This window comes from Actinosynnema sp. NPDC037264 (genome assembly GCF_055603705.1).
In genome coordinates this window covers 1-14,479 of sequence record NZ_JBVJVK010000091.1, presented here as the reverse complement: position 1 = coordinate 14,479, position 14,479 = coordinate 1, and the positions used below count along the sequence as shown (strand labels likewise).

At 71.3% G+C, this 14,479-nt stretch carries 11 protein-coding genes; 8 read left to right on the top strand and 3 right to left on the bottom strand.

The window, feature by feature from the left end; translation table 11 throughout:
• Positions 1-163 precede the first annotated feature (163 nt).
• Positions 164-1,198, top strand: a complete 1,035-nt coding sequence (locus tag ACZ7GX_RS42980) for a LacI family DNA-binding transcriptional regulator (RefSeq protein ID WP_498786193.1) — start codon at positions 164-166, stop codon at positions 1,196-1,198.
• Between the two features lie 195 nt (positions 1,199-1,393).
• Here the strand turns inward: ACZ7GX_RS42980 and ACZ7GX_RS42975 are convergent, their stop codons facing one another.
• A complete protein-coding gene (locus tag ACZ7GX_RS42975; protein ID WP_498786191.1) occupies positions 1,394-2,689 on the bottom strand; it encodes an RICIN domain-containing protein in 1,296 nt (431 codons plus the stop codon).
• Positions 2,690-3,484: 795 nt separating this feature from the next.
• Here ACZ7GX_RS42975 and ACZ7GX_RS42970 point away from each other — a divergent pair.
• The 5 genes from ACZ7GX_RS42970 (at position 3,485) to ACZ7GX_RS42950 (ending at position 11,420) form a co-directional block, all read left to right on the top strand.
• Positions 3,485-4,933, top strand: a complete 1,449-nt coding sequence (locus tag ACZ7GX_RS42970; protein ID WP_498786189.1) for an RICIN domain-containing protein — start codon at positions 3,485-3,487, stop codon at positions 4,931-4,933.
• Positions 4,934-5,061: 128 nt separating this feature from the next.
• The gene (locus ACZ7GX_RS42965) at positions 5,062-6,108 is read left to right on the top strand and encodes a rhamnogalacturonan acetylesterase (protein ID WP_498786187.1); all 1,047 of its coding nucleotides are present in this window, start codon (positions 5,062-5,064) and stop codon (positions 6,106-6,108) included.
• A 47-nt stretch (positions 6,109-6,155) separates the two neighbouring features.
• The gene (locus ACZ7GX_RS42960) at positions 6,156-7,001 is read left to right on the top strand and encodes an SGNH/GDSL hydrolase family protein (protein WP_498786185.1); all 846 of its coding nucleotides are present in this window, start codon (positions 6,156-6,158) and stop codon (positions 6,999-7,001) included.
• Positions 7,002-7,332: 331 nt separating this feature from the next.
• A complete protein-coding gene (locus ACZ7GX_RS42955) occupies positions 7,333-9,483 on the top strand; it encodes a CBM35 domain-containing protein (protein WP_498786183.1) in 2,151 nt (716 codons plus the stop codon).
• Positions 9,480-11,420: a glycosyl hydrolase 53 family protein gene (locus ACZ7GX_RS42950; protein ID WP_498786181.1), complete on the top strand. Its 1,941-nt coding sequence runs from the start codon at positions 9,480-9,482 to the stop codon at positions 11,418-11,420. Before ACZ7GX_RS42955 ends, ACZ7GX_RS42950 begins: the two co-directional genes overlap by 4 nt.
• On the opposite strand, the gene ACZ7GX_RS42945 is transcribed toward ACZ7GX_RS42950, so the two are convergent.
• On the bottom strand, positions 11,417-12,271 hold the full coding sequence (locus ACZ7GX_RS42945) for a helix-turn-helix transcriptional regulator (RefSeq protein ID WP_498786179.1): 855 nt from the start codon (positions 12,269-12,271) through the stop codon (positions 11,417-11,419). The two genes, ACZ7GX_RS42950 and ACZ7GX_RS42945, sit on opposite strands and share 4 nt — an antisense overlap.
• A gap of 86 nt (positions 12,272-12,357) precedes the next feature.
• Here ACZ7GX_RS42945 and ACZ7GX_RS42940 point away from each other — a divergent pair, with 86 nt between their 5' ends.
• On the top strand, positions 12,358-13,134 hold the full coding sequence (locus ACZ7GX_RS42940) for an SDR family NAD(P)-dependent oxidoreductase (protein ID WP_498786177.1): 777 nt from the start codon (positions 12,358-12,360) through the stop codon (positions 13,132-13,134).
• 8 nt (positions 13,135-13,142) lie between these two features.
• Here the strand turns inward: ACZ7GX_RS42940 and ACZ7GX_RS42935 are convergent, their stop codons facing one another.
• Positions 13,143-13,622: a macro domain-containing protein gene (locus tag ACZ7GX_RS42935; protein ID WP_498786175.1), complete on the bottom strand. Its 480-nt coding sequence runs from the start codon at positions 13,620-13,622 to the stop codon at positions 13,143-13,145.
• A gap of 166 nt (positions 13,623-13,788) precedes the next feature.
• Between ACZ7GX_RS42935 and ACZ7GX_RS42930 the strand changes: the two genes are divergently transcribed.
• Positions 13,789-13,938 carry a hypothetical protein gene (locus ACZ7GX_RS42930; protein WP_498786172.1) on the top strand — a complete coding sequence of 50 codons (150 nt, stop codon included), beginning with the start codon at positions 13,789-13,791 and terminating at the stop codon, positions 13,936-13,938.
• The last annotated feature ends 541 nt before the right edge of the window (positions 13,939-14,479 follow it).

Here is a 14,479-nt window from a genome sequence, read left to right as displayed (position 1 = left end):
GCCCCCCCCCCCCCCCCCCCCCCCCCCCCCTCCCCCCCCCCCCCCCCCCCCCCCCCCCCCCCCCCCCCCGTTCCGCCCCCCCCCCCCCCCCCCCCCCCCCCCCCCCCCCCCCCCGGCGCGGGGTCGATTGCGACCGTCGTCACGATGGGTGGATCATGTGGGCGTGGGAGCAGGCGGGCGGGCGTCCAGGGGTGGCGGGCGGCGGATCAGCATCGTGGACGTGGCCGCGGCGGCGGGCGTGTCCCGGCAGACCGTGTCGAACGTCCTCAACGGGCACGACTCGTACTACTCGCAGGTCACGTTCGAGCGCGTGACCGAGGCGATGCGGTCGCTCGGCTACCAGCCCAACCGAGCCGCGCAGACGTTGCGGTCGCGGCGGACGATGCAGCTCGGCTACCACATCTTCGGCGAGCAGCTGGAGACCATGCAGGGCTTCACCCTGCACTTCCTGCAAGCACTGGTGAAGGCCGCCGCCGACGTCGACCACCAGGTGCTGGTGTTCACCCACCGCCGGGACGACCCGCTCGGCGTGTTCAAGGACCTGGTCGCCCGGCGCGCGGTCGACGCGATGATCCTGTCGGAGTCCCGGGTCGACGACGAGCGGGCCAGGTTCCTGGCGGACAGCGGCATGCCGTTCGCCTGCTTCGGCCGCCTCGCGCCCGACCTGCCGCAGCGGTGGGTCGACGTGGACAACGTCGCCGGCGTGCGGCCGATCGTGGACCTCCTGGTGGCCGAGGGGCACGAGCGGCTGGCCTACCTGGGGCTCGCCGGCGACGAGTACTGGAAGGTCGAACGGCTGGAGGGCTTCACCGCCGGGGTGGCCGGGCACGGCCTGCGCGTGCCGAAGGCGTCGGTCTACCTGGGCACGGACGCGGGGATCCGCGCCCGGGCCCGCAGGTTGTTGACCGGGAAGAACCCGCCGAGCGCCATCGTGACCGGCAGCGACTCCGTCGGCGCGGTGGTGGTGAACGTGGCGCACTCGCTCGGGTTGCGGGTCGGCTCGGACGTCGCGGTCACCGGGTTCGACGGCGGCGCGGTCGGCTTGGCGACCGAACCGACCCTGACCAGCGCCCGCATCCCGGTCGAGCGGATCTCGCGCGAGCTGGTCGCCCGCTGCCTGCGCCAGGTCGAGGGAGGTCCGGACGACGACGCGGGCCTCCTCGTGCCGACCGAGGTCGTACGCGGCGGCAGCGCCTGAGGAGCACGCCCGCGTCACGGCCCTGGCCCTCGGTCCGCAACGTCCACTCCGGACTGCGCCTCGACGGCCAACGGCGCCGTGCTGATCCTATGGACCTGCCACGGTGGCGCGAACCGGCGTAGGACGACGGCCTGACCACCAGCCTGGCCGCCCCGCTGCCGCAGCCGGGTCGTCGCTGCGGCAGCGGGTCCCGCGTCAGGCGCGGCGGCGGGCGAAGCGCTGGTTGGGACCCCCGCTGTAGGCGTATTGGGAGATGCGGGCGCCGTCGGCGGTGGAGTGTTCCCAGACGTCCATGGCCAGCCCGGACCGCCGGTTGACGAGGCTGATCACGTCACCGCCGTGGTCGACGACCCGCCAGTGCTGGTCGGTGGCGCCGGTGTCGGGCTGCTGGGTGACGTCGGAGCCGCTGCCGGCGGCCTGGAGGTACAGGCCGCTGTGGCGGGCCCTGATCCGGACGTGGCCGTCGGCGAGGTCGACGAACTCGAACTGCTGGTTGGGGCGGCCGTTGGTGGTCCACTGGACGAGCCGCGCGCCGGCGGCGGTGGAGGCCTCGTTGACGTCGGCGGCCTTGCCGCTGTGCTGGGCGGTGAGGGTGTAGGCGACCGGGCCGCCGGGCGTGTCGCCGAGTTGGGCTTCCCAGCGGGTGTTGGATCCGGAGGCATCGGCCGGGAGGCGGTCGCGGGCGGCGGTGTCGCCGTACATGGTCCAGCGGGCCCAGTCGACGACGGTCCTGGGGAAGCGCTGGTCGCTCCAGAAGCTGGTGTGGCTGCCGCCGACGAAGGTGAGGAACGCCTTGGGCCAGGTCAGCTCCGCGTACGCCTGCCGGGCCGAGGAGTACTGCGTGGTCGAGTCGCGGTCGCCGTGGACGAACAGGACCTTGGCGTTGACGGAGCCGGCGGGGTTGCCCATGTCCACGCAGGACTGCGGGTTGGCGGAGACGATGCGGCTGTCGGGCCAGGAGGTGAGCAGGCCGTGGGTGGTCATGCCGCCCAGCGAGTGGCCGGAGACCCCGACGCCGATGCCGGTGTCGATGTGCCCGGCGAGTGGTCCGCTGGTGTTGAGGGCGAGGGTGTTGGTGAGGATCTGCGAGACGTCCTTGGAGGTATTGCCGTTGTTGACGTCGGCGAAGTTGTGGTTGAAGTGCGGGGCGGGGACGATGAACCCCGCCGAGGCCAGGGCCCGGATGATGAACAGGGAGTTCTGCGGGCTGCTGCTGTAGCCGTGGGTGAAGTTGTAGACCGGGAACACGCCGTTGGCGACGGGGGCGTCGGTGACCGGGGCGCCGCCGACGGTGCCGGTGGCGGCGGGGTAGTAGACGTAGGTGGTGCACGGGCGGCTGCCGCGGGTCCAGTTGTACCGGCGCACGCCCAGGGGATACGTGGTGGAGGGCGCGGGATCCGCGAACGCCTGCCCGACGCCGAGCAGGGACAGGCCGACGCCGACCGCTCCGGCCGCGCTCGCGCCGAGGAACGTCCGTCGTTGCATGGTCATGGCTGACTCCTTGGTGCAGGGGGATGGCACCTGACACGAGGACCGATGGGAGGTGCCGCGAGGGGAAGGCGGCAGGCGGCTGTGAACGTGCACAGTAGCGAGCCGTGTCACATATGTAAACACGTCAAGTGTGTTGGTATTGCTGTACATCAGCCTCCGAAAGTACTGTGCACGTTCCCAGTCGATCCGCCGTCCGGTGGAGCGCCACCGAGGCGAACGGCGGCTTCTCGTCGAACGTTCGACGAGAACTGCGACACGGGAGTGCCCGATCGGGCGTGGACCGATCAACGTCGGTCGGTCCGTCCTCCGTCCACAATGTCCCGGGTGGCGCAACCCGGGGCGGCGCAGGCGGTTCGTGACGTCTCGCGGTCGAGGTGGTCGCCGTTGCTGGACCGTTCGGGCGATGCCCGGACCGCGAGCGAAACTTTTTCGCCCGGGCTGTTGACACCGGGGTGGCGGCATTCGTAGCGTCGCGGTCGGACCGGTGTGCGACCACGACCTGGATAGCGCTTTCCACGGCGCGGCGTCCGGGTTGTCGGGCTATCTGTGCATACCGGTTCGTCGAGTGCTGACCTGTTTGTCCACTAGTGCGGATGGCGGACGTGCCGGAAAAGGCAATACGCCACTCCGTCGAATATTCGACGGTCCGCTCCCATACGAGATGCGGCCATTGACGGCGGTGGGAAATCGGCGCGACTATCGCACCGGAAATGTCCTCTCATCCCGGCGGCTCCGCCGCTGTGCCAACTCCAGGTGAAAGGCACGTACATGACATTGTCGTCATGCGGTGCGGTCGTGCGGTCCGTGCTGGTGGCCGCGGTCGCGGCGGTCGCGCTCGCACCGGTCGCGCCGTCGGCCCAGGCCGCCACCCTCGACACCGCGGCCACGTACGTGGTCGTCGCCCGCCACAGCGGCAAGGCGATGCAGGTCCAGTCCACGACGGACGGTGGCGCCGTGGTGCAGGCGACCAGGACCGACTCGTCCGCGCAGCAGTTCCAGTTCGTCGACTCCGGCGGCGGGTACTACCGGCTCAAGTCGCGCCACAGCGGCAAGGTGGTGGACATCGCCTCCGCGTCGACGGCCAACGGCGCCGAGGTGGTGCAGTGGACCGACCGCGACGCCGCCAACCAGCAGTTCGGCCTCGTGGACACCGACGGCGGCCACGTCCGGTTCGTCAACCGCAACAGCGGCAAGGCGCTGGACGTGTGGGAGCGCTCGACCGCCGACGGCGCGCGCGTCTCGCAGTACGACATCAACTCCGGCGCCAACCAGCAGTGGCAGCTCGTCCGCCTGGGCGGCGGCACGCCGGGTGGCACGGGCGCGCCGACCGACCCGAACGTCAAGTACTTCGGCCGGTGGAACACCGCCGACCCCACCGCGTACGTCTCGGAGTGGGCGGGCGCCTACGTGACCGTCGGGTTCACCGGGCGGACGGTGCAGCTCAAGCAGCGCAACGCGATCGACTTCTACGTCAGCATCGACGGCGGTCCGGACGTCTCCTACGTCAACCGCAGCGGCACGGTGAACCTCACGCCCACGCCGCTGGCGGCGGGCAACCACACGCTGCGGGTGTCCTACCGGCCGATCGCCGGCTCCTACCGGGGTGACGCGGTCTACCGGGGCATCCAGCTGGACGCGGGCGCGACGACGTTCGCCCCGCCCGTCCCCGCGAAGCTGATCGAGTTCGTCGGCGACTCCATCACCGTGGGCCAGCAGTCGTCCAAGCAAGCGCTGACCGCCTACGGCTGGCTGGTCGGCGAGCGCCTCGGCGCGGGCCACACCCAGATCGCGGTGGGCGGTGCGTGCCTGGTGTCGGCGGCCGACGGGTGCATCGGCATGAGCGACCGGTTCCTGCGCACCGGGCTGCAGGCCGACGCGTCGAACTGGGACTTCTCCCGGTACCGCGCCGACGCCGTGGTGATCAACCTGGGCACCAACGACGTCGGCCACAACGTCACCAAGGAGCAGTTCCAGAGCGCCTACGTGACCCTGATCCAGCGGGCGCGGCAGAAGTACCCGAACGCCACGGTCCTGGCGCTGCAGACCTTCCGGAAGCGCTTCATCCCCGAGACGCAGGCCGCCGTCGGCATCGTCAACGACCCGAAGGTGCGGTTCGTGGACACCACGGGCTGGATCGTGGAGGCCACCGACACCACGGACAACGTGCACCCGAACGACCAGGGCCACCGCAAGATCGCCGACCGGCTCGCGCCGATCCTGTCCTCCGCCCTCTCGGCCGGCTGAGCCGCGCCCCGGTCACCCCTGCCCGCTCCACGTCCGGGACCGCCTCCTGTCCCGGACGTGGAGCGGCCTCCGGCGCGCCCGCGCCCCACCCGCTCACCCGCGGTCGAACCGCAGCAAGGAGCACACCCATGCCCACCTTCACGACCGTCCTCCGCGCGGCGCTGGCCGTGACGCTCGCGTCGGGCGCGCTCACCGCCCTCGGTGCCGCGCCCGCGGGCGCCGCGCCGGCCAACTGCACCGGCACCGGACCGATCACCTGCCGCTACGACGTCGCGCCAGGGCACTACGACGTGACCGTGCGGCTGGGCAGTTCCTCCCGTGCGGCGAACACCGGCATCACTGCCGAGGCCCGCCGGCGGGTGCTCGCCGCCGTCGACACCGGCGTGGGCCAGTTCACCGATCGGGTCCTCACCGTCAACGTGCGCAATCCCGAAGGGCAGCCGACCGGTCAGGGTGGCACCGGCACGCCGGGGTTGACCCTGGTGTTCGACGGTCGCGCTGCCGCGGTCGAGGCCATCGCGGTCAAGCAGGTGAGGCCGCCGGCGTTGTTCCTGGTCGGCGACTCGACCGTGTGCGACCAGCCCGTCGCCCCCTACGCCGGCTGGGGCCAGGCGCTGCCCGCGCGCCTGCGCGAAGGCCTGTCGGTGGCGAACTACGCCGACTCCGGTGAGAGTTCGGGTTCGGTGCTGTCCAACCCGGCGCTGTTCCCCGCGGTGCGGTCGCAGACCCGGGCGGGCGACACGGTCGTGATCCAGGTCGGCCACAACGACAAGCAGACCTCGGCCACCGCGTTCCGCGACAACCTCACCCGCATGGTCCGCGACGTGCGCGCGGCGGGCGGCGCGCCCGTGCTGGTGACGCCGCCGGTCCGCAGGCTGTTCGACTCGTCCGGTCGGCTCACCGGCACCGCGCGCCACGTCAACGGGGTCGGCGTGAACCTGCCCAATGAGATGAAGACGGTCGCCCGCGCGCAAGGAGCGCCGCTGATCGACCTCACCTCGCTCTCCGCCACCCTGGTCGAACAACTCGGCGTCACCGCGTCCCAGAACCTCTTCCTGACCCGGGAAAAGGGCGACAACACCCATTTCTCGGAATTCGGCGCGGCCACCATGTCGAACCTGGTGCTGAACGAGGCCGTCCGGCTCGGCGTGATCCGCTCTACGCAGGTCCGCTGACGTCCCGAATTCCGTCGCAACGACATGGAGGATCAATGAGGATCTCGATGAGGAACAGGTGCCTCGCGGTCACGGCGGCGGTGTGCGCGGCGATGGCGGTCGTGGTCGCGCCGGCCCAGGCCGCGCCCGCTCCCGCCCCCTGCGCCGCGCCACAAGCCGCCGGCCCCGGGACCGCCGCCGCGCCGTTCAAGGTGTGGCTGGCCGGCGACTCGACCATGGCCAACGGCAGCAGCACGTGTCCGGTCGGCTGGGGCCGCGAGTTCGACCGGCTGTTCAACGACGACGTCACCGTCGTCAACAACGCCGTCGGCGGCCGGAGCATCCAGACCTGGCTGTACGAGTCGAACGTCAAGAGCACCAAGGACTCCGCCGGCGAGTGCGTGGTCAGCCCGCGCACCTACGCCTCGCGCTGGGCCAACATGCTCTCGACCACCGGCATGCAGGCCGGCGACTGGCTGATCATCCAGTTCGGCATCAACGACGGCGACCGCAACTGCCCGCGCCACGTGGGCACCACCCGTTACCGCGAGCTGATGGCCACCATGGGTCGCGAAGCCAAGGCGCGCGGCGTGAAACCGATCTACGTCACGCCCGTCTCGGCGATCCGCTGCTCCGGTTCGACCGCCGTGGCCACCCGCGGGTTCGTGAACGAGACCATCGCCCAGGGCCAGGCCGACCAGGTGCCGGTCATCGACCTGCACAAGCGCAGCATCGCGCTGTACAACACGCTGGGCCTGTGCCCCAACAACGGCGACTACAGCCAGGGCGCGGTCGGAGCCTTCTTCTGCAACGACCACACCCACTTCGAGGCCGCCGGAGCCGCCCGCATCGCGGAGACGGTCGCCAGGGCACTGCGCGAACAGGGCATCGGCCTCGCGTCCTCCCTGCGCTAGCCGGGAGCGCCCCCAGCTGCGACACCTGCCTGACCTCGTGAAAACGTTTACTCAACGTGACCACGAGGTCAGGCAGGGCCGCGTGGCGGCAACTTCGGTCAACAGCGGCACTTCCGTCCTGAGGCGCTGTTGACAGCGGCGGGCGATCCTCTAAGCTGAGGCCAAAGGTGTAAACGTTTTCACCCTCGGTCGGCATCGACTGTGCACGTTCACAGTCCCCTCTGGCTCGTGACAGGGATCCGAGAGCTTCCTCGGCGCGTGACGCCACAAGGCATCCACGGAGGCACCCAAGATGACCCGAACACCACGCACTTCCTTGAAGCGGCGGGCGATGCTCGTCGCGGCACTGCTGTCCGTCTCCGCAGTGCTGCCGCAGGCGGTGGCGGCGGCGCAGGCCGCGCCCGTCGTCGACACCGCGGCGGCCGACCCCCACGGTCTCAAGACGACGGTCACCGACTACCGGACCCGTGTCCCGGCCAAGTACACCACCGACTCCTGGAAGCCCTTCGCCAAGGCGCTGACCACGGCGGAGGAGGTCGCGAAGAACCCCTCGGCGAGCGGGACGGAAGCCGCCGCGGCGAAGACGGCCCTGGTCGCCGCCGCGGGCGGCCTGGAGGCCGCGGACGAGGGCACGTTCCAGACCATCACGAACAACACGTTCTGGAACGACACGAGCGGCAACCCCATCTACTCGCAGGGCGGCGGGGTCTTCAAGTTCGGCGACACCTACTACTGGTACGGCGTGCACTACCTCGGCGCCGAGAGCTACCGGGCCAACCCGACGCGCAAGTACGACAACGAGGTCTCGTTCGTGTCGATCCCGGTGTACTCGTCCAGGGACCTCGTGAACTGGAAGTTCGAGAACCGGGTCGCCACGCGCTCCACCCCGATCAACAACGGCGCCACGCTCGGCCAGGCCGGGTGGGTCGGAAGGCTCGGCGTCTCCTATAACGAGAACACCGGCAAATACGTGCTCGCCACCCAGGTGTACGTCGGCGGCGGGCACGGGGTGCTGCTCCTGCAAGGCGACACCCCTACCGGCAACTTCACCTACGGCTACTTCCAGACCCAGATCGTCAACTCGCCGACCACCGGCACCGGTGACCAGACCGTGTTCACCGACGACGACGGCAAGGACTACCTGATCTTCTCCAACCGCGAAGGACGTTCCCGCGGCTTCGTGGCCAAGTTCCGGGAGTCCGACTCGCTGCGGATCGAGCCGGCCGTGGAGATCCGCCGCGGCGACGGCCGCGAGGGCAACGCCATGTTCAAGCTCGACGGCAAGTACTACCACGCCGCCTCGGCCCTGCACGGCTGGAACACCTCGGTCAACTACGTCAACGAGTCGACCAGCGGCACTGTCCAGGGTTCCTACTCGAGTGAGTTCGTCCTCCCCGGTACCGAGCTGGACTACAGCCACGTGACCCAGACCGGGTTCTTCGTCACCGTGAAGGGCAGCAAGCAGAACACGGTGATCTACGCGGGCGACCGCTGGGCCGACTTCGCCTGGAACGGCATCGGCTACAACCAGTGGGTGCCGATCACCAAGCCCGGCGCACGGCCCCAGTTCCACTCGGTGAGCCAGTGGCAGTTCAACGTCACGACGGGGGAGTGGCGAGTGGGACCGGACAACAACTTCGTCCTCAACCCCGACTTCCAGGCCGACCGCGTCACCGTCTCCACGCTGACCGGCTGGACCAACTTCCGCGAATCCGGACCGACCTCGTTCGTGACCAACGTGGCCGGCGCGAACGGGTCCCGCTTCGCGCTGCAGATCGGCGCGGGGCAGTCGTACGCCGGTGGTGTGCGGCAGCGGATCACCGTGCCGGCCGGCAACTACGAGATGTCCTTGTACGCCAAGACCTCCGGCTCGCTCAGCGCAGCGCAGCTGACCGTCACCGACGCCGCCGGCGCCTCGCGCACGCTCAACATCCCGGCCTCCAGCGGCTTCACCCGCCGTGAACTCGCGAACATCCCGCTGTCCGCGGGCGCCGCCACCGTCACCATCCGGGCCGCCAGTGGCAACGGCTACCTCGCCGTCGACCAGCTGGCGCTCGTCAGGGCTGATGGGACGACACCGGTAGGCCGGCGCTACGAGGCGGAGACCGCGCCGGCCGTGTGCCAGGGCACGATCGACTCGAACCAGGCCGGCTTTTCGGGCACCGGGTTCTGCAACGGCTACGCCGCGGTGGGTGCCTACGTCCAGTTCACCGTCGACGCCGTGCAGGCAGGTCCGGCGGCGCTGGCGGTCCGGTTCGCCAACGGTCACAGCACCGGCGCGCCCCGCCCGGCGAACCTGGTGGTGAACGGGTCCACGATCGGCACGGTGTCGTTCGAGTCCACCGGTTCCTGGACGACCTGGTCCACCAAGTCCCTCACCGCCTCGCTGAACGCGGGCAGCAACACCATCCGGCTGGAGCCGACCACCGCGGACGGCCTGGCCGACATCGACCGCCTCGACGTGGGAGTCCCGACCGCATGAGCAAGGATCCGAGAACCAAGCGCCCGGCCCGCGTCCTCGCCGGTCTGACGACCCTGTCCACCCTGGTGGCCGCGGGGCTGGTCGCGGGTGCCGCGCCGGCCGGTGCGATCTTCGGAACCGCGGACATCAAGCCGATCGAGAGCGACATCGCCGCCAAGCCGTGGTCCTCTGCGACGGCGGGCAGCGGCTCGTCGACCGCCGGACTGGCCATCGACGGCGACCCGACGACGGCCTGGCGCCCCGACCGCGGCGGCGCCCGGCAGTGGCTCACCGTCGACCTCGGTGGCGCCTACGACAACCTGCGCAAGGTCAAGGTGGTGTTCCCCGGGCGCGGCGCGGCCCACCGGTACGTCGTCGAGGCCTCATCGGACGGTCGCCGGTGGCAGGCGATCGCCGACCGGTCCCGAAACCGGGCCGTGTCGCGCGGCGAGGTGCACCTGTTCACCCGGCCGGGGACGCGGTTCGTCCGGCTCACGTTCACCGGTGCGCCCGGCCGCGCCGACGCCGGTGTCAGCGAGCTCCAGGTCCTCAACTACCTGCGTGACGACCTCGTCCTCGGCGCGGACCTGTCCTGGGTGGACGACCACCAGTCCCGGGAGTACTGGGTCGACCCCCTGGCCGCCGACCGGGGCGCCGGGCCGCACCAGCTGGACGTCGTCAAGGACCGCGGCATGCGGCACGCCCGGCTGCGGGTGTGGAACGAGCCGCGCAGCGAGAGCACCGGGCAGCCGACCGCGGTGCCGCGCCAGGGCCCGGAGCGCACGCTGACCTCGGCGCGGTGGATCAAGCAGCGCGGCCTGGGCCTCGGCATCGACTACCACTACGCGGACTCGTGGGCCGACCCGGCCAAGCAGCCGAAACCACGCGCCTGGGCCGGGTTGGAGTTCGCAGACCTCAACCGGGCGGTGTACGACTTCACCGCCGATCACCTGCGCCGGCTGATCCGGCAGGGCACCACACCGGACAAGGTCGCGGTCGGCAACGAGGTCATCAACGGGTTCATGTACGGCAGCGAGGCGGCGCTCATCGGCACGACGGATCCGAAGTACTTCGTCGACCAGGCCGACCTCTACCAGTCCCAGCCCGGCGGCGGCCTGCTCTGGCGGTACTGGGGCTCGACCGACCCGGCCGAGCAGAAGCTCTACGACGAGGCGTGGGACCGGTTCACGACCCTGGCGGCCTCCGGGATCAAGGCGGTCCGCGACGCGTCGCCGAAGTCCGAGGTCGAGATCCACGTGATCGTCGGCAAGGACCGCCTCGCCAAGACCATGGAGTTCTGGCACCAGTTCCTCACCCGGGTGAAGGCCAAGGGCCAGGACCCCGATGTGCTGGCCATCTCGTACTACTCGGAGTGGCACGGCACGCCCGAGGCGCTGGACGTCAACCTGCACACCATGGCCACGACGCACCCCGGCTACAAGATCGACATCGCCGAGACCGCGTACCCCGCCTCGGGCGGTGACGGCTCGCCGATGCCCAACTCGCCGTTCCCCCGCACGATCCAGGGGCAGGCTGACGCCATCCAACGGGTGTTCCAGGCCGCCAACGACGTGGTCGACAACAAGGGCGCCGGGGTGCTGGTGTGGGAGCCGGCCGGCTTCCAGGCGATGTTCCGGGCCGTGCCCGGACTGCCGAACACGTGGGAGCCGCACGCGTCCATCGACGTCTTCAACGCCAGTCGCGCCGAGCACGTCCTCCAGGACACCGTCCACACCGCCACGACCGTCGGCGCCGCACCGAAGCTGCCCGCCTCCGTCCGCGTGCTCACCACCGCCACCGACAAGATCACCAGCACCCCCGTCCGCTGGCAACCGTTGCCGCCGGGCGCCACCGACGAACCGGGGGAGGTGACCGTCACCGGCACGACCGCCCACGGACCGGTCACGGCGGTCGTCGACGTCCTGCCACGACGCGGCGACCACGTGCCGGGCTCCTAACCGGCGGCCCCGTGGAAGCTCCCGGCTCCCAGGACGTCCAGCAGGGCCAACGCCTCCGCGTCACGCGATCCCGCCGGCGCGCTGTAGAGCACGAGGTGCTGGTCGCGGTCGGCGAGGGTGAGCGAGTCGCAGTCGACGGTGATCTCACCGACGACCGGGTGGCGGAAGGTCTTGGTGAGCACCGGCGCCGCCTGCACGTCGTGCCGCTCCCAGAGCCGGGCGAACTCCGGGGCGGCGTCGCGGAGCTCGGCGACGAGACCGGTCACGGCGGGGTCGGCCGGGTACCGGGCGAGGGTGGCCCGCAGCTCCATGACGACGTGCTGCCGGAACTCCGCGACGTCGGAGATCCCGTACAGCGTCGACCCGCCGTGGGCCGGGGCCGGGAACGCCCGGCGCGCCAGGTTGCGGTCCTGCGGCGCGAGGCGGGCGAAGTCCTCCATGAGGGCAGCTGCGAGGTCGTTCCACGCGAGCACTTCGAACGTCGCGGACACCACGAAGGCGGCGGTCCGCGGCAGCCGTTCCAGGAGCGCGAGGATGCTCGGGCGGACGTCGCGCCGGTGCCGCCCGGTCCGGCTCGGCGCGGTGCCTGCGAGGACGTGGAGGTGGTCGGACTCGGCGTCGGTGAGCCGCAGCGCGCCCGCGATCCCGGCGAGGACCTCGCCCGACGGGCGCGGCGCACGGCCCTGCTCCAGCCGGACGTAGTACTCGGTGGAGATGTGCGCGAGGACGGCGACCTCCTCGCGGCGCAGCCCCGGTGTCCGGCGGCGCGGGCCCGAGGGAAGGCCGACGTCGTGCGGCCGGAGCCGCTCGCGACGGCTGCGGAGGAACGCCCCGAGTTCCTGCTTGTCCATACCCCGAGTCTGCCCGCGGCGCGGCGACGGATCCTGGTACAACCCGTCCCTGCCTCCGGTCGGGTAGCCGGCCGCACGCTGGTGTCATGACCAACGACAGCGCACCCATCGGCCTGCTCACCGGCAAGGTCGTGCTCATCACCGGCGCCAGCCGCGGCATCGGGGAGGCCGCGGCCCGCCTCTTCGCCCACGAGGGCGCCTCCGTCGTGCTGGCCGCGCGCGGCGTCGACGCCCTCGAGCGAATCGCCACCGAGATCCGCGCGGACGGCGGCGTCGCCGAGGCCGTGGCGATGGACCTCGCCGATCGCGCGAGCATCCGCGCGGCCGTCGACCGCGTCGAGGAGCTGCACGGACGGCTCGACGGCGCGTTCAACAACGGCGCGACGATCCAGCGGCCCGGTCCGCTCGACACGACCAGCGACGAGGACGTCGAGGAGCAGTTCGCGGTGAACTTCCGGGCGCACTGGACCGCGATGACGGCCGAGGGCGCGCTGATGCGCCGCGGCGGCGGCGGAGCGATCGTCAACACGTCGAGCATCGGCAGTCGACGCGCGAACCCGGAGCTGCCCGCGTACGGCGCCATGAAGCGCGCGCTGAACAGCATCACCGAGTCGGCGGCGGTGACCTGGGGCCGTCAGGGCATCCGGGTCAACGGCATCACACCGGGCGGCACCGCGACGGAGATGATCGCCCAGTGGGAGGCGGCGACACCCGGCCTGGTCGAGCGCATCACCCCGACGATCCCGCTCGGGCGGATGGCGCAGCCCCGCGAGGTCGCCGAGGTGGCGGCGTGGCTGCTCAGCGACCGGGCGTCCATGGTGACCGGCGCGATCGTGCCGGTCGACGGCGGCGCGGGCGCCTGACCGGGTCGTCAGGTCCGGTCGTAGACGGTGACCGGGATGTCGTGGCTGGTCAGTTCGCTGACGACGAGTGGTTCGACGCGGTCCCAGCGGCCGCCGGCCAGGCCGGTGCCGATGCGGGGCAGGTGGACGCCGGCGGTGAGGCGGGCGGCGTGCGCGGCGAGCCCGCGCAGGCACTGGCGGACCGCGTCGTACCGGATGGGAGGCCCGGAGCTGCGGCTGGTCTTGAGGCCGTGCTGGCCGACCATGTTCGCCACCCAGAGGTCGGGCGCGACCTGGACGAGCTGGGTCGCGCCGAGCGCGAAGTCGTTGTGCGCCCGCTCGCGGTGCCAGCGGCGGTAGGCGGCTTCCGGCTCCGGCCAGCGCTTGGAGATCGCCAGGACGAAGCCCTTGCCCCACCCGCCCCGGTTGTTGCAGAGGTGGGCGATGATCTTGGGGCCTTTGGCCTGAGGGCTGGTCGCGTCGCCGGTCAGGTAGCGGATGCCCGTCATGGTCGGGACGATATCCGGGCGCACCGACAACGCCCCGACGGTTTTTCCCGCCGGCGTCGGGCGCATCCGCCGTCCAGGCGGCCCTCCGGCCGCTCTCAGGCGTGTCCGCCGGTCGCTCCCGGTGGCCGTGACATGCTGGGAACGGCAACGCATCCGGGGGTGGGGCATGGCGTCGAAGCGCAGGGGCGGTGTCGCTCCGTACGTGGCGCTGCTGGTGGCCGTGATCATCTTCGTGCCCGCGGTCCGCGAGGTCGTCGCCGACCTGCTGGGGCCGTTGGTCGACCTGCTCAGGGACGCCAACCCGTTCGGCGGGTGACCGTCGCGGCGTCGGTGGCGCTGGGCCGTGGTGCCGGGCACGCGTTCGCCATGATCCGTTCCCAGTTGACCGAAATAGTTGCGGCCAATGGAGACGAACTATTTCACGCGTGATGTGACGCCCGTTACTTGACCTGCCCGATGTGCAGCGGTTTAACTGCGGGTCGCGATTCGCCTACCGGCCGGTAGGCGATCTTCGCGCTACCGATACGAGGCGGGCGCGCCCCATTCCCCGTTGTGTCCGACATTGTTGTCGTGATCGACATCGGGGTGCCGCCTGCCGCAATCCGGGGAGTCCGGCATGTCCCTGCCCCATCGCCATGAACGCGTCCGACACCGGCTTGCGCGCCGCGGCCGAGCCCGCATACTGCTACCGATCGTGGCCTGCGTCGCGACGGCGGGGGGGGGGGGGGGGGGGGGGGGGGGGGGGGGAGGGGGGGGAGGGGGGGGGGGGGGGGGGGGGGGGGGGGGTGGTGCTCATTGGCCACCGCTAGGAGCCATCGAGGGGACACGAGCACAGGCGCGCCGTTCCTGCCGGACGA